Source organism: Bradyrhizobium sp. MI1.3, assembly GCF_055811695.1.
The window spans coordinates 52918-74571 of the sequence record NZ_JBVVPQ010000014.1; the positions used below are offsets into that span (position 1 = coordinate 52918).

The window sequence follows — 21654 nt, forward strand, 5'->3', positions numbered from 1 at the left end:
ATCGCGATTCCCGGCGGTGTCCGCGCATCACCAGAGCACCGGCAACTCTTCGAACCCGCCAGTGATGATCTCCTTGCGCAACTTCAGTTCTTCCGGCGCCACGGCCAGGCGCAGCGCGGGAAAGTGCTGGAAGATCGAACCGAACACCACTTTGAGTTCCAGCCTGGCCAGCGCCATGCCGAGGCAGTAGTGCGGACCGTAGGAGAACGCCAGGTGCGGGTTTTCGGCGCGCCCGATATCGAAGATTTGCGGGTCGTCGAAATGGCGCGGATCGAACGACGTCGCAGGCAGTCCGACCAGCACCTTGCTCTCCGCGGGAATATGCACGCCCGCGATGGTCACGTCGGTCCTCGGATAGCGCATGATGCCGTCCCAGCCCACGCCCGCCGGGTACATGCGTAGGATTTCCTCCACCGCCGTGTCCACCAGGGATGGATCGCCGACCAGGCGTTCGCGCTGTTGCGGATGGCGGAACATGGCCAGCAGGCCGAATTCGATCTGCGCGACGGTGCTCTCGTGCCCCGCCACCAGCATGCCCGCGGCCAGACCGATCGCCTCTTCCTCGGTCGCCTTGCCCTGGTCGACCGCCGCGAGCAGGTCCGTCAGCAGGTTGTCGCCCGGATCCTGGCGCTTGTCCCGCATCTTGCTGCGAATGTAGGCGCGCAGTTCTTCCCAAGCCAGGCGCGACGCGCTGCGCGGGCCGCTTTCATGCTGGTGCGTCATTACCTCGTCAGACAGGCCGGCGAAAAACGCGTGATCCTCGTAGAGCACGCCCATCAGCGCGCTGATGACCATGGCCGGAAGCGGAAAGGAGAGGTGGCGCCGCAGGTCGGCGGGCTGGGGCTGGGCCGCCAGCGTCTCGAACAACTGCGCGGCGATCGCCTCGACCTGCCGCGCGAGCAGCTTCACCCTGCGGTCGTTGAAGGCTGGCGCCACGATCGTGCGCAACCGGGCATGCTCGCCCCCCTCGTGCGAGACCAGCCACCCCGGCGAACCGAGAATTACCGAATCCGGGGTGAATGCCGCCGGCGGCATTCCCGCGGGCCGGAACGCCGCGTCGGACAGCACCGCCTTGGCCTCGTCGTAGCCTGTCACCCACCAGCCTTCGTGCCCGGACGGGAAGCGCACGCGGTGGATCGGACCGTTGGCGCGTAGCGCCAACATCTTGGGCGAGGGCTCGATGTGATCGACGCGCCACATCGGCAGCGTCGGCAAGAGTTGTTCGGACATGGTGACACTTCAGTCTCTACGCGATGGAAGGGCGGAAGGTGACCGGCAGACGGTGCGGGCTTCACGTGCGCTTGCGTTCGCTTCTGTTCGTCGATGATGAGGATCGGCGGGGACGGCGGCCGGAACCTAGGGCCTCAAAGTGGCTTTAGCCAACTACCGAATCTTGTAGTAGCGTCCTAAACTAAACGCTCGGTGGCGCAAAAAATATGCGGAAAACTCTGCCGCCACGCGCTGCAATACGGAAACCTATTTCCGATGCGTATCCGCCTATGTTGGTTGGCTACATGCGTGTCGTCGGACTCCGACGGCGAGAGCACGGACTTGCAGCGCGATGCGCTGCTCGCCGCCGGCATTGATCTGGTGACCTGCCTGGGGTTCGCCACGATGACGATGGCGTATTTCGCAAGGCTGATAGAGGGCCCGCGTTGATTCTCGATGCAAACGTTATCAAGGCGATCGTTGATCCTTCGGGCCCTTGGGAGCTCCTTTTCAAGAACAAGATCCCTTCTCGGTTCAACGAACTTCCATGCGAAAGGCGTGCTGAACTATAGCAACTACGTCGAAGAAGCAGCGGCGCTTGCACGACAACACCTTTCGGGCAATAAGCTCGCAAAGGAAGCAGGTCCGCCAGCCGTCCTGGCGGGCAATGACAGCCGCCGCAAAGAGCCCGGGCTGGCGCTATTTCGTCGTAACGCGTACCGGCAGTGAGCTGAGGGCCCGCAATCCACTGCTGTCGCGGTATACCGGCTCGCCCGTTATCTCGATTGATGCGACGCTCGCCGCCAAGGCGGCCAGAACGGCTTCGCCTTCGAGCCGCGCGACCATTTGCCCCACGCAGCCATGGATCCCGGTGCCGAAGCCGATATGGCCCGAGACGCGCCGGGTGATGTCGAACTGGTCGGGCTGCTCCCACCGCGTTTCGTCGCGATTTGCAGAACCAATCAGCAGCAATACTTTCTCGTGCTTACCGATCGGCACCCCTGCGATCTCGGTTTCATGCGGTGTGGTCCGAAAGACGTAAGGTGCGGCGGAATCATAGCGCAGGCTCTCATCGAACGCGCCGCGCGCCAGCGAAGGATTGGCGGCCAGAATGGCCCACTGCTCCGGATGACGGACCAAACTAAAGAGGGCCATGCCTGTTGCACTGATAGTCGTATCCAGTCCCGCCGAAAGAAAGGACCGGACGAGCAGAGGCGCTTCGTCATGGGTAATTTCGCCGCTATCGGCGGCCTCGTAGACCTGTGCGCCAAAACTGCCGGGAGCCAAGGCGTCCCGTTGGCATTTCGCGGCAACCCAAGGCAAAACCTCAGGTGCCTTGGCCATCAGAGTTCGGAAATAATCGTTCTCCGGCCCCATGCCGGCAAACACCATTGCGCCGTAGGTCAGAAAATTTTCGCGGCCCTCATTGTCGATGCCCAGAGCATCCGGAAATACAGTCACCGGAAATATTTCGGCAAGATCGCGGACGGCGTCGAACGATCGCTTTTCAATGAGTTCATCGACCAGCGCGGCGGCCTTGGCCTTGAAACCGTTCTCGAGCCCCCGCATGGCACCCGGCGACATGATCCGAGCTAGCACCTTTCGGGTGCGTGTATGTAGCGGCGGGTCAGCTTCGAGGACGATGCTTGGCGCACGCCACGGCTTCTCCTTGAAATAATTGATGATGCCAGCACCACCGGCATTGCTGAAGTTCACATGGTCAGCAAAGACCGCCTTGATCTCGGCAAAACGCGGCACGGCGAAGATGCCATATTTCTCGAGCCGGACGACGGGTGCCGTCGCACGAAGCTCGGCATAGGCCGGATAGGGGTCGATGCGAGTGTCCCAGTCGAACGGATCGAAATCGCTGCAGGCATACTCGCGTGCTGACGTTGCCACTGCTTGCCTCCGTTTGGTCGCTTCAACTTAATTGACTATAGTCATTTATCGCAGAAGGTGGCAAGCTAAGAATGGAGCGGCGTTTTTTGCTCGTGATAACAGCCATGTAGCTGCAGGACAGACCAGGCGGAGATTGGATGTCGGCCGAGAGATCAGGAAACTCCAAGGGGATGCGACGCTTTCAGAAGCGCGCACGCCAAGAAGCTGACAAGCGCGCGTTGCAGGCTCGAATCCTGGAAACAGCGCGAAAGGAGTTCGCGAGCGGCACACTCGAAACCGTTTCGATCCAGAAGATCGCCGATGCGCTCGGTTACTCGAAGGGTACGGTTCTCAAATACTTTCCGACCAAGATCCTGCTGCTGCTGGCAGTGAAGGAGAGGAATCTCGAGGAAATGGCGGATCGGCTCGACCAAGTCCGCGCGCTTCATTCCAGCGGTGAGGTCCGGCTGCGGCGTGTCATGGAGGCCTATATCGAGTATTGGGTGAACAACCCCGATCATTTTCGATCGCTCTATTCGATGGCCGGCACAGTCGAGGACAGGCGTTTTCCCGACGGGGTTTATTTCGGTGAAACTGAGATCGCACGAAAGGGCTACGGGCTATTTGTGACCTCGATGGCGGAGTATCTTTCCGAATTAGGGGTGGAGGCGACGCCAAGGCTGACGGAGCGCCTCGCGACCGCCCTGCTATCGGCGGCGCATGGGGTGATCTCGCTGCCACTGGGAACACCAACGATGAAATGGCCGGATACTCGTGGCAACGGACGATTGGTCCTCGACAGTCTCATCGACGCTTGGTCGGCGAAGATTAAAGCCGCTCGGCAGACCGAGACCTGGCCGAGAATTTCCATCGGTGATCTCTTTAGTTCGGCAGCACCGGCTTGATGGCAGCCAATCTATCGTCGCAGCCAAGAAAAGGGGCTGTCGTGCGAAGGGATTCGCCACGCGTACCGAAACGAAGACGGACACCTACGCGTGAGAAGCGACGTTTACTGGCCGGCGAGCCATAATGTCCCGAAGTATCTGAAATATATCGGACAGTTCTTTAGGATCGCTGGGGGCGCCAAAACAGATGCGAATGGCGCCAGGATCCCCCTTTCCCACCGCTGAGGCGATGCGGGGGGGGGACAAGTATGCCTCGTCCTGGCGCAGCGGCCGTAAACCGATCTGCGGACCACTCTTGCGGCAACTGCAACTATCCGTAGAAGGCTGAGAACTGAAGTTTGCGGCATTGGGAAAAAGTCTAGGAGCACCCCGTAACGTTCGTGCGCCTGACGCCGCCGCTCACGCAGAAGTTCTTCCAGCTTTCCGCTCGCAATCAACCGCACCACAGTCTCGCCTGACACCTGAGCAACAAACCAGGCACAGGCGTGCAGGAGGAGCTGAGTTTGAGCGATGTAGGCCGGCGGGACTGTCACTGTCCCGAGCCTGAAGGCTGGCGCAAGGTATTTGGAGTAGGACGTGATTTAGAAGGAGAGGGCCGGCACCAATGAGGCGATCGGCACAGGACGCTCGGGGAAGAAAAAGCGGTAAACGTCATCCTCTATGATGGCGAGATCGAGCTCCTCGGCGAATTCACCGATGCGCCCCCGCGGTCAAGACTCAGCGTGCGAGCCGTGGGGCTCTGCAACGTCGGCAGGCAATAGAGCACTCGCGCTCGGGACGCCCGGCAGGCTTTTTCAGCGCCTCAGGGTCGATTCGGTCCTCATCCATGTCCACGGGCACCAAATTACGGTGGCTGGCGCGGCGATGGCTTTGAAGCAGGGATAAGTGAAAGCACCCACCAAGACACTGTCGCCGGGTTTTGCCACGAAGCGCAGGGCGACATCGATCGCGTGCTGGGCGCCGTTGCACAGAATCAGCTGTGCCGGCGCGACCGTAAAGGCGTTGTCAGAGAGCGAGGCTGCGATGATTTCACGTCCCTGGGAAAGGCCAGCGTGAGGATGGTAGCCCAACAACAGTGCAAGATCAGGTTCGCGCACCACCTCGCCAAACAACGCGGACAGGACCTGCGTTTCGCTTCCGTGGCCGGGCACGCTCAGCGCTAAATTGACCGGTTCATGTCATGCCGTGGCCGCCTCGGCCTGCGCGGCGAATGACGCCGGACGAAGGTTCCCTGCCCGACATGTCCGCTGATACCGCGTTGTTCGGCCTTCTGATAGGCTTTGCTGACGGTGCCGACGGACAGGCCGAGCTCTCGTGCCAGTTCAAGGTGCGGCGGAAGGCAGTCGCCATCGGACAGCCGACCGTCAGCGATGTCCCGCTCCAGAGCACTGACCAGGGCGAGCTAGCGCGCCCCCTCGGACGCGAGTTTCCGCGGCCGGCGCGTATCTGCAGAAAGCCTGGCGCGGCAAACGGCCAGTACGTCATCACGCCGGAGATGAGCCCCGGCTTCGTGGAGGCACTCCCTGTCAGCAAATCCCACGGCATCGGTCCGGCGACTTGCGCCAAGATGAATGCTATCGGGCGGTACACTGCCTCGACGTCCGCAATCAGTCGCTCGACTCTGCAAGCCAATTTCGGCAAGGCCGGCGCGTAATACTACCGGATATCGAGGGGCATCGATCACCGCGAGGTCCGCGCGAACCGGATCCGGAAGTCGGTTGGTGCGGAGAATACGTCCTCAACCGATCTTTAGCGCTTTCGACGCAATGGCCACCGAGTTGGGCCCGCTGATCGAGAAGGTCTGGCGGCACTGGGAGGACAAGGACCGCGCGGGCCCGGAAAGTCACGCTGAAGGCTCAAGTCAACGATTTTGACATCATCACGCGCAGCAGGTCCATGCCGATCGCGAAGTCGAACCACAGCGAGCCCGAACACTTCTCGATCGCGCTGCTTCAAAACGAGATGCCTGCTCCAAAGCCGGTTCGGCTTCTCGGAGTATCGTTGTGCTCGCCCCACGGTGAGTGGCAGGTGAGCCGCAACTCGGCCTGGCCGATTTGAGAGGCGCAGTTTCGAGCAGGATTTCAGGAGGGGCGCAGGCGCAGGTCGTGTGCAGTGCGGCAGAGTTCATTAGTTCACATTCGTGAATCCCAAAATGGAAAGACTTGCGGTAGGATCGGGCTTTCCAAGGGGGCGCACCCATGTTTGAACAAGCTACAACCGCTCTATTGCGAGCGGTACTTGACGAGGTCTGCGAAAAGCTAGCCCGCGACGAGACGGGCGCTCGCACCCATGTGGCCTGCAAGATCCTCGAAACCGCAAAGACCGGCGAAACGACACCGGACGAGCTGCGGCAGATTGGCCGGAAAGCCCTGACACAAGCGCCGAGGATGTGGCGTTGATCAGGCGAGGTGCGCAGTGAATTTCCAGGTCACGGTCTTGAAGATCCTGGTGAGTTATCCGGATGGATTCGCCGTGATGGCGGACCTCAAGCGCGACATGGCCATCCTGGCGACCAGCGGCCCGGAATGGGCCGAGCGCACCAAGCGGATGGCAACGCGCGTACCCGAGCTCGACATTTTTTCGGACGGCCTCGTCGAGCGTCAAAACGGCGGCTGGAGGATTACTGTGAAGGGACGAGCCGTGCTCGAATCCATGGAGGCGCGCCGGACCGAACACGAGCCGGTCGAGAAGGTGCCAGTCGAAACGGCCGGGCCACCAGTGCCATCCTTGCCGCTGCCGGCAGAGCGAGCGAAGCGCCGACGCGAACGGCGCCAGCGTCGCCGCGAAGCCCGCGAACGCATGCATCTTAAGTGGGCAGGGCGCGGCGGCAGCCCAACTCATTGACCAAAAAGTAGATAGCTCCTGTCGATGCCGCGCCGACCCCGCGTCTCATGGGTCCAGCCGACAGCTCGGCGATAGCTGCCGATCGCCGCGGTCCGCTTGAGTGTCTTGACGACGACGGGCTGGTTCTCATCCGCGAAAGGGGAGACCCAAAGCGCATCCTCGGGACAATAAAGCTCGCAAAAGGAAGCATGTCGTCGTGACGGGCAATGACCGGAATTCCTTAGGTGCCGAGTTTGCCGTCCATCGCCTTCCACACGCTGTCGTAATCGGCGAATGCGAAGACGGTGCATGCCCGCGCTCGGCACCAGGGTGGCAAGGATCGAGGACGGTTGGTTGAAGAACTCACGCCGCTGCGTACCTGGTCAGGAGTTCGGTGTCGGAGCCGAGCTGATTGGCCGGAAACAGCCTGATCTCCAGCCCGCGCTCGTCGCTTCGCGGATCGGTCGATCGCCTCTTGGGCCCGGATATTCACGGGGTGGGTCGGATCCTGCCCGGTCGCAAACTTGTAAACGAACTCGGCTGCGGAAGCCGGACGAGTAAGAATCCCGCAGAGAGGTACGGCCGTGGCTGCCATCAATAGCGTACGGCGGCTCATCCTTCCGGGCTTCGAGACAATCATTTTTCCTCCTGATCCTGCATTGACGTTGGTGCCGACAGCATCAGCCTGCGCTGGCGTGCAGCTTTCGCGTCTCTTGGTTCCCCGCTCTCGACCGCCGGCATGTAGGCAAGAGTCATCGCTCGCCGGCGCAACATGCGACGGGTGTAGCTCCTCACAAGGACTTGGCTGGATTGGCGCTTAGCGCCGGTGCAAGCCACTGCTTGATCTGCCTTGCGACCTCTGCGGTAGAAATCCCGTAGCGGTCGTGCAGTGTCGGAAGTGCGCCAGCGTCAAGAAATTCGTCCGGCAATGCGATCTGGCGGAAACGCGGATGAACGCCTGAACGCATTAGAACCGCGGCAATTGCCTCGCCAAGGCCGCCAATCGACGTGTGGTTTTCGGCAACGACGACAAGACGGCCCGATTTGCCGGCTTCACGCAAGATCGTCTCAGTGTCGAGCGGCTTGATGGTTGGAACATGCAGCACCGCAGTGTCGATGCTGTCGCCCTTCAAGGTTTGCGCCGCCTCGAGCGCACGCATGGTCATGATGCCGGATGAGATGACCAGGGCGTCCTTCCCGTCACGAATCAGCTTGGCCCTGCCAAGCTCGAATTTGTAATCATATTCGTCCAGCACGAGCGGCACCTGGCCGCGCAGCAGGCGGGTGTAGACAGGCCCGTGATGGGCCGCGATGGCGGGCACCAGCTGCTCGATTTCGTGAGCATCGCAGGGATCGATGACCGTCATATTCGGCATCGCGCGAAACAGGGCGACATCTTCTGCGGCCTGATGGCTCGGGCCATAGCCCGAGGTCAGCCCCGGCAGCGCGCAGACGATCTTCACGTTGCGATCTTCCTCCGCGATCGTCTGGTGTATGAAGTCGTAAGCCCGTCGCGATGCGAACACGGCGTAAGTGGTCGCGAACGGCATGAAGCCTTCGGCGGCAAGGCCCGACGCAGCGCCGAACAGAAGCTGCTCGGCCATGCCCATCTGATAATAACGGTCCGGAAATTCCTTCGCGAAGATGTGCAGATCGGTGTATTTGCCCAGATCGGCCGTCATGCCGACAACCTCAGGGCGGCTGCGGGCGAGCTCGACGAGCGCATGTCCAAAGGGCGCCGGTTTCGTCTTCTGTCTTTCAGAAGCGATCGATGCGATCATGGCGGAGGTGGTCAGGCGCGGCTTGCGCGGCTGCGGTGCTGATCTGATGGTCCTCATGCCTGCCTCCCAGCTTCCAGCGCGGCAAGCGCGAGCTGCCATTCGTGCTGCTCGACGCGGATGAAATGATTCTTCTCGCGCTGCTCCAGGAAAGGAACGCCCTTCCCCATCAGAGTGTCGGCGACGATCATCCTCGGCTTGGGCTCGGGATGGGACTTGGCGGCGTCGAACGCGGTAAGTACGGCATCGAGATCGTTGCCGTCGATCCGCTGCACGAACCAGCCGAAGGCCTGAAGCTTGTCGACCAGCGGCTCGAAGGCCATAACCTGCGTGGAAGGACCATCCGCCTGCTGATTGTTGACGTCGACGATGCCGATCAGATTGTCGAGCTTGTAGTGGCCTGCCGACTGGATCGCTTCCCAGACGGAGCCTTCGTCGAGTTCGCCATCGGAAAACAACGTGTATACCTGTGCCTCGGATCTCTTGCGCTTGAGTCCTAGGCTCATGCCGACGGCAATGCTCAGCCCAAGTCCGAGCGATCCGCCCGACATTTCCATTCCGGGCGTGTAGGAGGCCATGCCCGACATCGGCAGGCGGCTCTCGTCGCTGCCATAGGTTTCGAGTTCTTCCTCCGGGACAATTCCCGCCTCGATCAAAGCTGCGTAGAGTGCGATGGCATAATGTCCGTTGGAGAGCAGAAAGCGGTCCCGGCCCTCCCATGACGGGTCTTCAGGCCGGTAACGCATGGCGTGGAAATAGGCCACGGCGAGAACATCGGAGATGTCGAGCGCCTGCGCGATGTAACCCTGCCCCTGGACTTCGCCCATGCGCAGCGCATTGCGGCGGATGTTGTAGGCGCGGTCCGCTAGCTTGGGCGCGTTGATAAGCGCATTGGTGGGCGTTTCCATCGATCTGGACCTTATCTCGCTGGCTCAGTGGATAAGCATGCCGCCGTTGACGTCGATCACGGCACCCGTGACGTAGGCAGATAGGTCCGAGGCCAGGAAGGTGTAGATACCGGCGACATCTTCTGCCGTGCCGAGGCGATTGAGCGGAATGCCTTCCAGAATTTTCGCTCTCATTTCATCATTCAGCTTGCCTGCCGTAATATCCGTGCCGATCAGGCCGGGCGTAACGCAGTTGACGCGAATCCCGTCAGGGCCGAACTCCCGCGCCATCGCCTTGGCGAGGCCAAGGACCCCTGCTTTCGCAGCCGAGTAGTGTGGCCCGCCAAAAATTCCACCACCGCGCTGGGCCGAGACGGACGACATGCACGCGATCGCCCCGGACTTCCGTGCGCGCATATGCGGGATCACCGCCTGGGACAGAAACAGGATACCCTTGAGATTGACGTCCTGAATTCGATCCCAATCGGCCGGCGAAATGTCCAGGAACTTGACGGGCTGGGTGATCCCGGCATTGTTGATCAGGATATCGATGCCTGCGAAGGTTTCGATCACACGGGTGACTGCCTGTTCGCAGAACGATTTGTCGGCGACGTTGCACGCCAGTCCAATGTGGGACTTTCCAAGCGATGCCGCAGCTTCCGCCGCGGCGCCCGCGTCGATATCCAGAATGGCCACCCGAGCGCCCTCGGCGGCGAACCGCCGGGCGGTTGCGAGCCCGATTCCCCGCGGCGAGGCCGCGCCCGAAATGATTGCCGTCTTACCGCTGAGCAGCATCAATTCCTCCCGCAAATTGTTCTTCCTTGCTGGATTTAGGAATGACCTGCGGAGGCCGGCCCTACAAACGCGCAGTTGTCACGGATCGATGAATCTGGTTCACTTATCGAATGCTCTCGAAGATCCCGATATCCTCAATTCGTGCCTTTGAAGCCGCAGCCCGGACCGGATCGTTTCGCGATGCGGCGAATGAGCTTCACCTGACGCCGAGCGCCGTCAGTCACGCGGTTCGCAAGCTGGAGGCCACGCTTCGGACCGTTCTGTTCGAGCGCAGCGCGCGATCTGTGCGGCTCACGCCAGCCGGCGAAAATCTGATGCGTCACACCGGGGCGGCGTTCGATCAGCTCCGCCGCGGGCTTGAAGAAGTCGCCGCCCGCGGCCCACAACTGGTGCGCGTCCATTCCGCCCCAAGTTTTGCTGCGCAATGGCTGGCGCCACGGCTTGCGCAGTTTCTCGCTGCTTACCCGAAGCTCGAGGTTCGACTGGCCGCAAGCACGGATTATGCGCGCTTCAGCAACGATGATTTCGATATCGACATCGTCTACGGTCCGCCGCGCGCGGAAGGCGTCGAGATTGTTCCACTACCAGAGGAGACGGTCACGCCGCTCTGCTCTCCCTCGCTCGCAAAATCGATAAGGAAGGCCGCTGATCTCCTCGATCAGACGCTCATCCGCTCAGACGTGAAGCAGGTGCAGTGGCATCAATGGTTCGCTGCCAACGGATTGGAAGCCCCCGCGCTCCACGGCATGAGGTTCGATCGGAGCTTTCTTGCAATTGCGACCGCTGCGGAGGGATTGGGAGTGGCGTTGGAATCAACCCTCCTGGCCCAGCTTGAACTGGCCAATGGGCGATTGGTTGCCCCGTTGGCGGGACGTGCGACCGATATCAGTTACGTCGGTCACCGTCTCATCTATCCGCGCGCCAGCCGACAAAGATCGGCCGTACGAGCGTTTGCAGACTGGCTGCTGGCTCAGCTCGACGGTGAAGACGCCCGCTCCTTGCAATGAACTGCAGGTCTGGCTGGAGCTTGGTTCAGGGCAAACCTCTGCTTGGCGCCGAACAGCAACCCTCGCCGCGGGGGCGTCCGCGCCTGCGGAGAACCTCAGATCATGCATTCTTCATTGGTCTGGTAGGGAGCTATCGCTGATGCTCGCCGATCCATCTGTACAAGGCGATCATCGATGTAGCGCCTGAGCGCCGCAGCCGCCTTCAACATATAGACACGCATTGAGATCACTTCCCGCACGTCACGGCTCGCGCGCGCCCGCAAACCCTTGCAAGAGGCGCTCGCCGCCAGCAGGCGCGAGGCCGATCGAAAGCCAGCGGATTCTGATCGCAGGAGGCGACGGCGAGCGCATCTTCTCCGCAAGCGATGCAACAGTGAAGCTCACTTTGCAGCTCGCGCGCCTCATCGAGCGGTCGGGACCCCGGAGGCCCTGGCAGAGCTGAGGGCCAGCAGGGTGCTTGGACCTCGATCCGGGACATGCGCTCGCCGAATTGATGAGGCTTTCCTTCCGGACGTCCGCTGCTACTCGGCCGATGGATTTCACACTCTCGACGGGCTTCGAAACTGGATAGCCTCTCAACAACGAAGATGCTCAGCCCGTCGATTCAACGAGGCGATCTTCCACGGCCTCGGGCCGAGCTACCTACGTCGTGGGGAAATGGTCGTTGACCCGCAAGGCCATCGCTGCTCGGCGGGTTGGATGTCGAAACCGAGCGGTAGAGCGGTATGTGACGATTTCTTTCAATGACTCACAGAGTTGGTCTATTCTGGACTTCAAAGTACGAGCGGACAGGTAGACCAGAACGGCAATGGCAAGGCGCCGAAACATCATCGCAATTCCCTCGCTGGGCTCTCTCGACAAGGCCGCAGGCCGGGTCGGACAACAACTTACACAGGCACTTCGCGAGGCGATATCAAACGGGATGTTGAAGCCGGGCGAACGGCTGCCGTCCACCCGCGCCCTCGCGGCATCGCTCCAACTCGCGAGGGGTACGGTCATCGACGCGTTCGGTCAGCTACATGCGGAAGGCTACCTCGAGGCGCGCGCCAGAGGCGGCACGATCGTCGCCAACGTCAACGGCGGTCGCGAACTCGTCAGCCCACCGCAGGCATTCATTGCGCCGCCGCGGATCGGCCCTGTGTTGCGGGAGAACGTCGCCCGTCTTGCAGAGGTCGCGCAAGCTCTTCGGCCGCAAGGGACGGCGCCATTTGCAATCGCTCATCCGGCAGGCGCGGTCGCCCCGGATGACAAGTGGCGCCGTCTCGGTAATCGCGTCCGAGCGCTGCGCGTGGCTGCCCCGTCGGGATACATCGACCCGAAAGGATTGCCTGATTTGCGGCTCGCGATTACTGACTACGTTCGTAAAGCCCGTGGAGTGAAATGCGAGGCCGGCCAGGTCGTGATCACGGCGGGTACGCAGCAGGGTCTTTTTCTGGCTGCAACCGTTCTTCTTGCGGACGGAGACGCAGTATGGGCGGAAGACCCCGCCTATCCCGGTATTGTCGCGGTTCTCGGAAACTTCAACGTCCAGACCTCTCGCATTCCCGTCGACGCGCAGGGCATCGACGTCCACGAAGGTCTCGTCCGATGCCCGAAGGCTCGGGTCGCGTTCGTTACGCCATCGCATCAATATCCGCTCGGCATGCCGATGAGCATGGGGAGACGCACGGCTCTGCTGTCCTGGGCCCGTCAAAACAATGCCTGGATTGTCGAGGACGATTACGACAGCGAACTTCGCTACGCGGGACATCCATTTCCGTCCCTGCAGGGACTCGATCCTACACGTGTCGTCTATCTCGGGACGATGAGCAAAGTGCTGTTTTCATCCATGCGGATCGGATACGCCATCGTTCCCCTTCCGCTGGTGGATGCGTTCGCGGGCGCCCGTGCTCTTATTGACCGCCATTCTCCGACAGCCGATCAATATGTGCTCGCGCAATATATGCGCGAGGGCTATTTCGAAGCTCACATACGGCGCATCCGGGGCGCTTACGCAGAACGGCGCGTGGCCCTGATCTCCGCCATTGAGACGGAGCTGCCGTCCTGGACAGCGCTTCAACCCAGCGACCAAGGTATGCACCTGGTGCTTTGGCTTCCTGCCGGCCTCGACGACGTCAAGCTTGCCGAGCAAGCACACAAGGCCGGGCTGGTTGTGCGACCGATCTCGCCCATGTACCAAAATGCGCCTGCTCGGTTCGGTCTAATGCTCGGCTTCGGCGGCTTTTCCGTCGCGGAATTGCAGGCGGCCGCAGTCCGCCTGAAAGGTGTCCTTGAGGCATCGGTCCGCGCGAACAGAAAGGCCAAACTGTCCAAGCGCCCACGGATGGAAACTGCCAGATAATATCTGGATGGCCGCGCTCAGGTCTCTTTCGCGGCAATCGGCGCTCGCCGCGAACTTGAACATTGGGTTGGGTGCTCCGCAGCGCGCCGGGAAGAACGCGCACTGATCTCCAGTTTTTGAGTCCAACTACAGCTTTCGCCAGCGGCAGACGATCGTAGGGCGAATGAGATTATCCATGCTTGCGCAGGGCCGCCGATGGGTTTGGCCCCGTCATACCCGAGGATCACAAGTAGGTCGTTGCGCCACGATTTCTCCGAGCATGTCGCTCCGTCGGATATGAGTCAGGCCTGCTCCGCTTTGGCCGCAGCGGCGGCCAGCATTGCATCGCCGATCACATCCTTGCCCTGGGCCTTGAGCGCGTTCCCTGCACCGAGAATGTCCCGGACCTCTTTATTCTGACTAAGCTTCGACTTGCCAACGAGTCGTGTGATCTCGATCTCGATTCCGACGATCATCTTGAGCATCATATCGATGTAGTCCTTGGGGCTGTCAGTCATCTTCCAAGGATCGGCCTGCTTCGCCTCATGGATGCGCGTCAGCCGCGCGACCATGCCACGAACGTAACGCTCATCGTCGCGGATTGTCACGCGTCCGTACACATGAGCCACCATATAGTTCCAGGACGGGACCTGCTTCTTGAACTCGACCTTGCTCGGATACCAGTTCGGCGCGATGTAGGCATCCCCGGCGCGGAATACGATCAGCACCTCGTTTCCCGTCGCGATATCCTGCCAAATGGGATTTGCGCGAGCCACATGTGAATGAAGCACGCCCTGCTGCCCTTCCTTCGCATGCAACTCGAAAGGCAGGTGATTTGCGTCGAGCCCGCTCTTCCCGTTAGTAAAGAGGATGCCGAGAGGATTTTTGTTGATGAGATCGTGAAGCGCCTCAGGGCGCGACTCGGCGAAATGTGGGGGGACGTACATGCTAGCTCCCTGGCAATTGATGAATGCCGCGCACGCTGCTCGCAGCATCAACGGGATTTCGTTCAGACCTCAGTCATCTGGAATTCACTCTTGTCTGCGCCGCAATCGGGGCAGATCCACTCGTCGGGGACGTCTTCCCAGCGAGTGCCCGGCGGAATGCCCTCGTCCGGCCATCCCTCCCGCTCGCTGTAAACAACCCCGCAGAGCGCGCACATCCAGGTCTTGTAAACCGGTGCGCCGATCGCTGTGTCAGAGTGCAGGTGAGCGCTTTCATTGCTCATCTCGGTCGCCTATGCTGTGGAGCATTCATGACACCGATGTAGGCTAGAACTGGTTCCTTCCATAGAGCCAGTCTGCGGCATTCTTGCTGTACCAGATTGACGTCCTCTGGTTCTGGTCAAGGCCGTCAACCCGGCAGTAGGAATATCTCTCAGAGAAGACGTGCATTCCTTCTTCGAGCAGCCGAAACTGGTCATCCGACTGTTGGACAACCATGACCGCGAAGCCTTGGGTCGCTCAGTGACGCGCCGCCGCTTTCGTCGGCGCAAAGGCCTGCGAGGCGTCGGCTGTGCATTCCGTCTTCCGACAAGAGCGCAAATGAGCCAGAACCGTCCAGCGGCCGGCCGGCGGCGTTACAAATGGCTTTGTAGAGAGCCAAACGGCCGCTGCAGTCCTGAGCTTTCTGCAATTGCGCTCGGGCGTGAAACGGGTCTAGCCATCATGCAAGAAGATTGGCGCCGCTAACGCCAGTTGAAACGATAATGGGTTGAGCGATGTTCAACTCGCATACGTTCTTTTTGTTCCTGGTGGTGGCATTGTTTGTGGTGGTCACGCCGGGCCAGGGTCTCTTCTATATTGTGGCCCGCACGCTTGCTGGCGGCAGAAGTGAAGGGCTCGCATCGAGCGTTGGCCTGGGTACCTGAGGGCTTGTCCACGTTTTCGGCGGCACCGTCGGTCTGTCTGCCCGTGTTGTCGCAAGCGCAGAAGCGTTCACCTTCCTAAAGATCGCCAGAGGCCTATATCTCATCTGGCTCGGGATTAAGGCGTGGCGCGAGACAAGCGTCGATCCGATAGAATTGCATACGACAGATGCGCATTCTGCTTTTCGCCAGGGCATCGTCATAGAGGCGCTCAACCCCAAGACAGCCGCATGCTTTCTCGTGTTCATCCCGCAACTCGTCGACCCATCTGGGAGTGTCAGCATGCAGTTCATCGTCCTGGGCTCATTTCGCTCGCACTCAACACGAGCGTAGACCTGATTGTGACCTATTGGGGACAGAAGACGAGGGATGGCTTTGCAAAAAAGGCCCTCATTCTTCGTTCAGGCGCGACAAGCATCAGGCGCCATCATCTGCGGGCTGGGGCCAACGCTACTCTTCGCACGGCGCACGAGTTCACGCTGCCGAATTTCCGCGCTCGAATAGCGCGCAGAGTCTCCATTCGGCTACGAAGGACGCCTTGCCATCGGAGGTCCTTGCTTCACCGTGCAACGGGATCACGACCAGCGTCGATGCTGGTTCGACTTCGGCCGCGCTTTGGCCGTCCGGGCCGGCAGAACATGAAGGCACGCATCAACCGGCTGGGAGCAAGGCCCGCCACTGCAATCCAACGCGCTTGCCTCTGCTGCCTTTTGCTCTCGTGCTGCTGGATCTGGGTACGTGATGAGGACCGAGTTCGTGTCCACGGCCTAGAAATCGTCATCCTTCCTCGTGCTCAAAACGAGGAGTGCAGCCGGGAACGGGTGAGCGATGGCCGCAACGCCCTCCTGCCGGATCTTCAAACATCAGCATCACCCGCCCGAGCCTGAGCACCGTCGGGGTCGTCATCGAGAGCGGCCTCCCATTTCTTGCGGATTAGCGAGAAGGCGTGACATCGCTGGGATTGCCGCTAGTGTTTCGGCAAGCGCATCGCCGCGATGCTTAGATCGGCGCCAACTCGAACCATGTTGCTTCCTAACCATCGCACTGACCACCGGGCGCCTTTGGATAGTGCGGATGCCAACATGCTGAGTCGCGAAGCTGCGTGCGAGGTGGAACGGTTTCTTGATATCGCAATGGCCACAAGGAAACAGCGCTGATTTCCTTGCCGGGCCTCGCCCACGAGATTGGCGTGGGCTCGGTCCAAGTCAACGACGAGGGTCACCGGCTCGGGCTTGGCAGTTTCAAGGCTTTGGGCGGCTCCTATGCCGTCATCCGGCTCGTCTTAGAAGCAGCAACTCCGCGCCTCGGCAGGGCTATTGACATCTCGGAGCTTCACGCACCTGAGGTGAAGGCCGTAGCACGGGGGATGACGGTATCCTGCGCCAACGGACGGCAATCATGGCAGGTCCGTAGCGCACGGCGCTCAGCTCGTGGGGGCGAACTGCGCTATATATTCATTCACTCGGGCGTCAGCGATCAGCGTAGCGCAGCAATCGTCCCACATGGCGCGCAGATGATCCGCGTCAGCGGCAACTACGATGACTCCGTTGCCGAAGCATCCCGAGTTGCCGCAGAGAACGGCTGAATCACGGTGTCTGACAGGTCCTGGCCGGGCTATCCCTGGTCTGGTAATGCAGGGATCTCCGCGCTCCTGACTGAAGCACTACGACAGTTGCCCGAACCTCCGACCCACGTCTTCGTCCAGTCAGGAGTCGGTGGACTTGCCGCAGCGGTCTTGGACATTTTTCGGTGTCGTTAGGTGATAGTCGCCCGTCCTTCACGGTTGTCGATCCATCGCGCGCAGCGTGCCTGTTTGAAAGCGCTCGAACCGGGCATTGCGTCAAGGTAGCTCATGGGCAGCCGACGGTGATGGCGATGCTAGAGTGCTACGAACCTTCGCTCGTCGCTTGGCGCATCCTTTCGCGCGCAGCTGACGCTTTTATGATTGTCGATGACGAGGAGGCCGTCGGGGTTATGAACCGTTTGGCCAATCCCCGGGACGGTGATCCGGCTATCGTTGCAGGCGAAAGTGGCGGGGTTGGTCTGGCAGGGTTGCTGAAAGTTGCGGCCGATTCGACCTCGCGCGCTTGACTGGTCTTGAACCTGACGCACGGGTCTTCCTCATCAATACCGAGGGCGCGACGGATCCTGGCGCTTACGAACAGCTCGTGGGTCAGTCTCTGTCGCAAGTGGTCAGGAGAAGCTTGGAGGCCTAGACGCTCATGATCCGCGGCCCGTTCGGTGAACTCGTGACGGGGACGAAAGCCCAAGAGAAGGCCAAGAACGAAGGCATCCAGCGATTGATCCTACGATTGAAATCCGCCGCAGATTTCTGCTTCCAACGAGGCCCGTACGCACGTTTTCGGCACAAAAGGCATGACTTTGCCGTCTTGCCGCAAGACCAAGCGTTATGACTTTGGCGCTTTGCAGTCCAACCGCGTTCGCCTCATCGAATGATACAACAGCTTCGTTTTCTTGTTGATTCGGCACACCGGCTATGAGCCGTTTCATAATTGCGATACAGCTCTCCGAGTAATCTGTCGATATGCGTGGACTCCTGATCGTTCTCACGGCTTTCGCGATCATATTGGCGGCACGCGGCCACCACCAAAGCGCCTTCATGCCGCGCCCGACGGCGCCCATGCCACCCGTCAATGTGCCCTAACACCACGAGGTCTGTCGGGTACGCGGTTGCCTGCGAGCGAACGCAGGGCAGATCGGGCCGGCAACAAGGGACTGCTAGGCTGATTTCGGCGCATTCTTCAGATAGACGACAGCGCGACGTCCCGCAGAGGTCAGCTCCCCCAGAGTCGTTTTTCCCGCCCGTACCGCTTGGATCAGTTGCTCAGCGACATACCGGCGGCTCTCGTGGTCACCGCCATTCGGCAGCCCCGCACAGACCTGATCCAAGACCAGGCCCATGTTCGCTTGAACCTCTCCCGTAAATTCGCTCACGCTCCATCTCTCCTTTCGAGGGATAATGCGATAAGGCTAGTGCCCTCTTTGCACTCGGTATAGCGCACATTTGCCGAGCGGTTAAAAGCCTCTCGCGTGCAGAAGTGAATTCATGGTTTGACGCGGCTTGGTATCCTCGCAATTCGCGCGGCGCTTGCGTTTGAAACGATCGCGCCGCGTTCGAAACGTCTCGTTGCGAGGAGGACGGAATCGTCCCGTACGGCTCGGATTTCCGGGCTCTCGCATTTCCCTGAGCGCCGGGCCGGCCTCATGCGGGCGCTATGGTCCTCACATGGGCGGCCATGGCCCTCTGGTTCGGCGCGAGCGGCCGTTGCGCCGCAGTTCACGCGAGACTGTCGAATCAGCCCGCCCCAGGCGACGTCCAATCTGTTGGATCGATTGGCCCTGCACCTTGAGAGGCGCGATCTCTTCGTGCTCTACCAATGAGAGCTATTGCCCCGAGATCGCCTTTGCCGAAGATCTGAACATCGCTGGTGGCATGTCGCCCGCCTTTGGGAATAATCTGCTTCCGCGGTAGGTCGAGGGGGCGATCGGCAACATCTTGCAGATCGGCTCAACCCCACGCGCCGCACGATCATCGTCGATGCGATCATGGCTTGGACCGGCGGTCGAGCTCCGCCGTCGCAAAATAAGCGCTTGCCTTGCGCAGGATCTCGTTGGCTGGCGAAGCTCGCGGTTCTTCCGTTCCAGAGCCTTGGGCTTCTCGGCCAGCTCGGTCGGAACGCCGGCCCGCTGCCCACTGTCGATCTCGACCTACTTGACTCAGTCATGCAAGGTCTGCGCGTGCAGCCAATCTTGGCCGCAATGGAAGTCACCGTCGTCCAGCGCGACCTGTGCTCGTTGGCCTGATACAGAGCTATACGACCCCCTTGGGCTCGGGCCTCGGGTGAACATTTCTCGTCGTCTTGCTTGTCATGGCTCCACCTTCTCAAGACTTGGAGCCTCCGCCAAATCCGCGGCGGCGGTTCAGATGGGCGCTCAATCCTGCAAGCGCTCAAACGCGGACGGCACGATTGAGTGAGTTTTGCTGTCAAGATGCTCTGGTCTACTCAGCTTCTGGCGGAGCGATCCGTTTGCAACCACGAGAGCACTAACGAGGATGCCCGCCGGAACGCGGCGAACTGTCGCTCGATCTTGCTGGAAAAGTGCGCTCTGCCACGAGACCGGCAGGAATTATGCGGCTTATTTGAATAACAATGCCGAGATTGGCCAGAAAGGGAAGCGGAGCGGCGATTGCCGATCTCTATTCCTCGCCGCAGAGGTCGTTCATGGGCAGTCATGATCTTGTCTCCAGCAGTTTCCTCGGGCTGACCGCAGCCGGATTTGCGCTACTCTGCTCGAGCCTGCTTGTCCTCGTCTTCACATGAAGTAAGCCCCCTCGTATGGCCAGTCTCTGGTCATTCAGTTCATCGACTGGACGGACTGCTTCCCTAGACTTTGAACGCTGGCACGGCTCCAGCAGGCGTGATGAGTATCGTAGCCGCCCGGCCAAAACCCTCGACGCGATAGCGGCCCCTGCCCGCAACCTTCGAAACAACCGTAAGCCCGTCACGCAACGCCTGTGAACTTACCCAGAAAACTGGTCTCCAGAAAGTCATTGTCCTAACCGCCGGCTCTGAACGGCATGACAGTGTTGAAGGTCGGCCGCAGCCGAGACTAACCTGGGATCTGCACCGGCAGTGCGGAATAACCGTGCACAAAATTCGATTGAACTCGCTCCGGTTCGCCGACCACATTTACCTCCAAACATCGATTCAGCATCTCCTCCCACAGGATTTTCAGCTGCAGCTCGGCAAGGCGCCTACCCACGCAGCGATGAATCCCAAATCCGAAAGAGAGATGTTGCCGTACATTTTCCCGATCGATGATGAAGCTGTTGGCTCTCGCAATGACCTCGTCATCTCGGTTGCCAGAGATGTACCACATCACAACTTTGTCGCCTCGCCTGATTCGCTTGTGGCCTATCATGAAATCGTCCACAGCGGTCCGGCGCATGTGTGCAATGGGGGTTTGGTATCGTATAATCTCGGATACCGCGCCGGACACCAGCGAAGCATCATCCCGGAGTTTTCGCATTTCGGATGGATTTTGACTCATGAACAAGACGCCCCCGGTAATTGAGTTGCGCGTAGTATCGTTACCTCCAACAATCAGCAGAATGAGGTTGCCCAGGAACTCGCGGGGCTCCATGTTTCGGGTCGCCGGTGAATGCGCCATCATCGAGATCAGGTCACCGCGCGGCTCACAATTGACCCGTTCGCTCCAAAGCCGCGTAAAATAGTCCAGGCACTCCGACAGCACCACCTTTCGCTTTTCCCAGCTGTCGATCTGGTCGCCCATTTGTGGAGTCAAGGCAGCTACGTCCGACCAGTAGGTCAGCAACCACCGATCCTGAAATGGAAAATCGAACAGCGTGGCCAGCATTTGGGTCGTCAACTCGATCGAGACCCTGTCGACCCAGTTGAAGGTATCGTTGCGCGGCAAACCGTCCAAAATCTTCTGAACCCGCGAGCGGATCAAGCCTTCAAGATTTGCCAAGTTCTCCGATGCCGCTATCGGACTGATAGTCTTACGTTGCTGAGCATGGAGAGGAGGATTCATTTTGATAAAACTGGGGGTCCAATACTCCTCCGGCGGGTCGACTATTGTGACGCTTCGCTCTGATGAGAATGTTGTGTGATTTGAGTCCACGGCTATGATGTCGCGGTATTTTGTTATCGACCAATATGGTCCGTATGGGCTGTTTTCGCAATAATGAACGGGATCTTCCCTTCGCAGCCGCTCGAAATAAGGCCAAACGGTATCATCCTCGAAGCGCTTGGGTTCGCTTACATCAAGGCGGCTCAGCGGGATATCAGTGCTCTCGCAGGCGCTTTCTGTCGATAACGCTGTCATGATTGTCTCGCTGACATTGGCTTGCACTTTTGCTGGATCAGCTGAGTGCGCTGTCTAGAGTTCGGGGGAAGCGCGCTCGAAACACGACGAGCTTGGGCGGTGCACTAACGATGTGTCACGCATGATCATGGCTGGACTTCGCGCGAGGTCCGAAATCTGAAATCATGTTACGGACTTTGGTTTGGTCCCCGTCAACGAAGAATAATGGAAAGGCGAGCGAAGCTCCCCTATCAGGATTGGGAGGCGCGCGAACGCGCCCTTTGTGGTAGTCAACATCAAGCCGCAAGCACTCGCAGCTGTGGCACCCAGCCGGT

The 21654-nt window shown here is 60.1% G+C and carries 21 protein-coding genes, 4 pseudogenes and 1 other annotated feature; of the genes and pseudogenes, 11 read left to right on the plus strand and 14 right to left on the minus strand.

Features of this window, described 5'->3' with window-relative positions; translation table 11 throughout:
* Window positions 1-27: 27 nt before the first annotated feature.
* Window positions 28-1230 (minus strand): cytochrome P450, encoded by a 1203-nt coding sequence (locus AC0L3A_RS12935; protein ID WP_473254485.1) that lies wholly within the window; start codon window positions 1228-1230, stop codon window positions 28-30.
* A 288-nt stretch (window positions 1231-1518) separates the two neighbouring features.
* Here AC0L3A_RS12935 and AC0L3A_RS12940 point away from each other — a divergent pair, with 288 nt between their 5' ends.
* Window positions 1519-1659: a hypothetical protein gene (locus AC0L3A_RS12940; protein ID WP_231189001.1), complete on the plus strand. Its 141-nt coding sequence runs from the start codon at window positions 1519-1521 to the stop codon at window positions 1657-1659.
* A 249-nt stretch (window positions 1660-1908) separates the two neighbouring features.
* Here the strand turns inward: AC0L3A_RS12940 and AC0L3A_RS12945 are convergent, their stop codons facing one another.
* Complete coding sequence (locus tag AC0L3A_RS12945) at window positions 1909-3108, minus strand: cytochrome P450 (RefSeq protein ID WP_473254486.1); 1200 nt, start codon at window positions 3106-3108, stop codon at window positions 1909-1911.
* Between the two features lie 137 nt (window positions 3109-3245).
* On the opposite strand from AC0L3A_RS12945, the gene AC0L3A_RS12950 reads away from it, so the two are divergent.
* Window positions 3246-3992: a TetR/AcrR family transcriptional regulator gene (locus tag AC0L3A_RS12950; RefSeq protein ID WP_456766009.1), complete on the plus strand. Its 747-nt coding sequence runs from the start codon at window positions 3246-3248 to the stop codon at window positions 3990-3992.
* Between the two features lie 794 nt (window positions 3993-4786).
* Here AC0L3A_RS12950 and AC0L3A_RS12955 read toward each other — a convergent pair.
* Together AC0L3A_RS12955 and AC0L3A_RS12960 are read right to left on the minus strand one after the other, a co-directional pair.
* Window positions 4787-5143 carry an aminotransferase class I/II-fold pyridoxal phosphate-dependent enzyme gene (locus AC0L3A_RS12955; protein WP_473254487.1) on the minus strand — a complete coding sequence of 119 codons (357 nt, stop codon included), beginning with the start codon at window positions 5141-5143 and terminating at the stop codon, window positions 4787-4789.
* An 8-nt stretch (window positions 5144-5151) separates the two neighbouring features.
* The gene (locus AC0L3A_RS12960; protein ID WP_326956081.1) at window positions 5152-5388 is read right to left on the minus strand and encodes a GntR family transcriptional regulator; all 237 of its coding nucleotides are present in this window, start codon (window positions 5386-5388) and stop codon (window positions 5152-5154) included.
* A 482-nt stretch (window positions 5389-5870) separates the two neighbouring features.
* Between AC0L3A_RS12960 and AC0L3A_RS12965 the strand changes: the two genes are divergently transcribed.
* The 3 genes from AC0L3A_RS12965 (at window position 5871) to AC0L3A_RS12975 (ending at window position 6836) form a co-directional block, all read left to right on the plus strand.
* Entirely contained in the window at window positions 5871-6050 is a 180-nt protein-coding gene (locus tag AC0L3A_RS12965; RefSeq protein ID WP_473254520.1) for a hypothetical protein, read from the plus strand.
* Between the two features lie 140 nt (window positions 6051-6190).
* Window positions 6191-6391 (plus strand): hypothetical protein, encoded by a 201-nt coding sequence (locus AC0L3A_RS12970; RefSeq protein ID WP_317245100.1) that lies wholly within the window; start codon window positions 6191-6193, stop codon window positions 6389-6391.
* Between the two features lie 16 nt (window positions 6392-6407).
* A complete protein-coding gene (locus AC0L3A_RS12975; RefSeq protein ID WP_007600175.1) occupies window positions 6408-6836 on the plus strand; it encodes a hypothetical protein in 429 nt (142 codons plus the stop codon).
* A gap of 226 nt (window positions 6837-7062) precedes the next feature.
* Here AC0L3A_RS12975 and AC0L3A_RS12980 read toward each other — a convergent pair.
* The 4 genes and pseudogenes from AC0L3A_RS12980 to AC0L3A_RS12995 form a co-directional block, all read right to left on the minus strand.
* Window positions 7063-7455: pseudogene (locus tag AC0L3A_RS12980) on the minus strand (TRAP transporter substrate-binding protein); the annotation flags it as partial.
* Window positions 7456-7606: 151 nt separating this feature from the next.
* On the minus strand, window positions 7607-8653 hold the full coding sequence (locus tag AC0L3A_RS12985) for a transketolase family protein (RefSeq protein WP_456766011.1): 1047 nt from the start codon (window positions 8651-8653) through the stop codon (window positions 7607-7609).
* Window positions 8650-9501: a transketolase gene (locus tag AC0L3A_RS12990; protein WP_317245102.1), complete on the minus strand. Its 852-nt coding sequence runs from the start codon at window positions 9499-9501 to the stop codon at window positions 8650-8652. The genes AC0L3A_RS12985 and AC0L3A_RS12990 overlap by 4 nt, the downstream gene beginning before the upstream one ends.
* Before the next feature lie 24 nt (window positions 9502-9525).
* Window positions 9526-10275 (minus strand): SDR family NAD(P)-dependent oxidoreductase, encoded by a 750-nt coding sequence (locus AC0L3A_RS12995; protein WP_473254488.1) that lies wholly within the window; start codon window positions 10273-10275, stop codon window positions 9526-9528.
* Window positions 10276-10385: 110 nt separating this feature from the next.
* Between AC0L3A_RS12995 and AC0L3A_RS13000 the strand changes: the two genes are divergently transcribed.
* Together AC0L3A_RS13000 and pdxR are read left to right on the plus strand one after the other, a co-directional pair.
* A complete protein-coding gene (locus tag AC0L3A_RS13000) occupies window positions 10386-11282 on the plus strand; it encodes a LysR substrate-binding domain-containing protein (RefSeq protein WP_473254489.1) in 897 nt (298 codons plus the stop codon).
* An 808-nt stretch (window positions 11283-12090) separates the two neighbouring features.
* Window positions 12091-13623, plus strand: a complete 1533-nt coding sequence (gene pdxR / locus AC0L3A_RS13005) for a MocR-like pyridoxine biosynthesis transcription factor PdxR (protein ID WP_473254490.1) — start codon at window positions 12091-12093, stop codon at window positions 13621-13623.
* Window positions 13624-13904: 281 nt separating this feature from the next.
* On the opposite strand, the gene AC0L3A_RS13010 is transcribed toward pdxR, so the two are convergent.
* The gene (locus AC0L3A_RS13010; RefSeq protein ID WP_473254491.1) at window positions 13905-14549 is read right to left on the minus strand and encodes an FMN-binding negative transcriptional regulator; all 645 of its coding nucleotides are present in this window, start codon (window positions 14547-14549) and stop codon (window positions 13905-13907) included.
* Between the two features lie 62 nt (window positions 14550-14611).
* Window positions 14612-14830 (minus strand): rubredoxin, encoded by a 219-nt coding sequence (locus AC0L3A_RS13015; RefSeq protein ID WP_007600162.1) that lies wholly within the window; start codon window positions 14828-14830, stop codon window positions 14612-14614.
* 492 nt (window positions 14831-15322) lie between these two features.
* On the opposite strand from AC0L3A_RS13015, the gene AC0L3A_RS13020 reads away from it, so the two are divergent.
* The 4 genes and pseudogenes from AC0L3A_RS13020 (at window position 15323) to AC0L3A_RS13035 (ending at window position 17560) form a co-directional block, all read left to right on the plus strand.
* A complete protein-coding gene (locus tag AC0L3A_RS13020) occupies window positions 15323-15472 on the plus strand; it encodes a hypothetical protein (protein ID WP_473254492.1) in 150 nt (49 codons plus the stop codon).
* Window positions 15473-15490: 18 nt separating this feature from the next.
* Window positions 15491-15802 (plus strand): annotated as a pseudogene (locus AC0L3A_RS13025) (LysE family translocator); the annotation flags it as partial.
* 856 nt (window positions 15803-16658) lie between these two features.
* Entirely contained in the window at window positions 16659-17054 is a 396-nt protein-coding gene (locus AC0L3A_RS13030) for a hypothetical protein (protein WP_473254493.1), read from the plus strand.
* A 164-nt stretch (window positions 17055-17218) separates the two neighbouring features.
* Window positions 17219-17560, plus strand: a complete 342-nt coding sequence (locus tag AC0L3A_RS13035; protein WP_473254494.1) for a pyridoxal-phosphate dependent enzyme — start codon at window positions 17219-17221, stop codon at window positions 17558-17560.
* Window positions 17561-18208: 648 nt separating this feature from the next.
* Here AC0L3A_RS13035 and AC0L3A_RS13040 read toward each other — a convergent pair.
* The 4 genes and pseudogenes from AC0L3A_RS13040 to AC0L3A_RS13055 all read right to left on the minus strand — a co-directional run bounded on the left by AC0L3A_RS13040 (window position 18209) and on the right by AC0L3A_RS13055 (window position 21340).
* Window positions 18209-18424, minus strand: coding sequence for a hypothetical protein (locus AC0L3A_RS13040; protein ID WP_085348737.1), 216 nt, complete (start codon window positions 18422-18424; stop codon window positions 18209-18211).
* 318 nt (window positions 18425-18742) lie between these two features.
* Window positions 18743-18955, minus strand: a pseudogene (locus AC0L3A_RS13045) (helix-turn-helix domain-containing protein); the annotation flags it as partial.
* Window positions 18956-18958: 3 nt separating this feature from the next.
* Window positions 18959-19377 (minus strand): annotated as a pseudogene (locus AC0L3A_RS13050) (IS3 family transposase); the annotation flags it as partial.
* Window positions 18968-19080 (minus strand) — a sequence feature (AL1L pseudoknot). Its footprint overlaps the pseudogene before it by 113 nt.
* A gap of 724 nt (window positions 19378-20101) precedes the next feature.
* Window positions 20102-21340 (minus strand): cytochrome P450, encoded by a 1239-nt coding sequence (locus tag AC0L3A_RS13055; protein ID WP_473254495.1) that lies wholly within the window; start codon window positions 21338-21340, stop codon window positions 20102-20104.
* Between the last annotated feature and the right edge of the window lie 314 nt (window positions 21341-21654).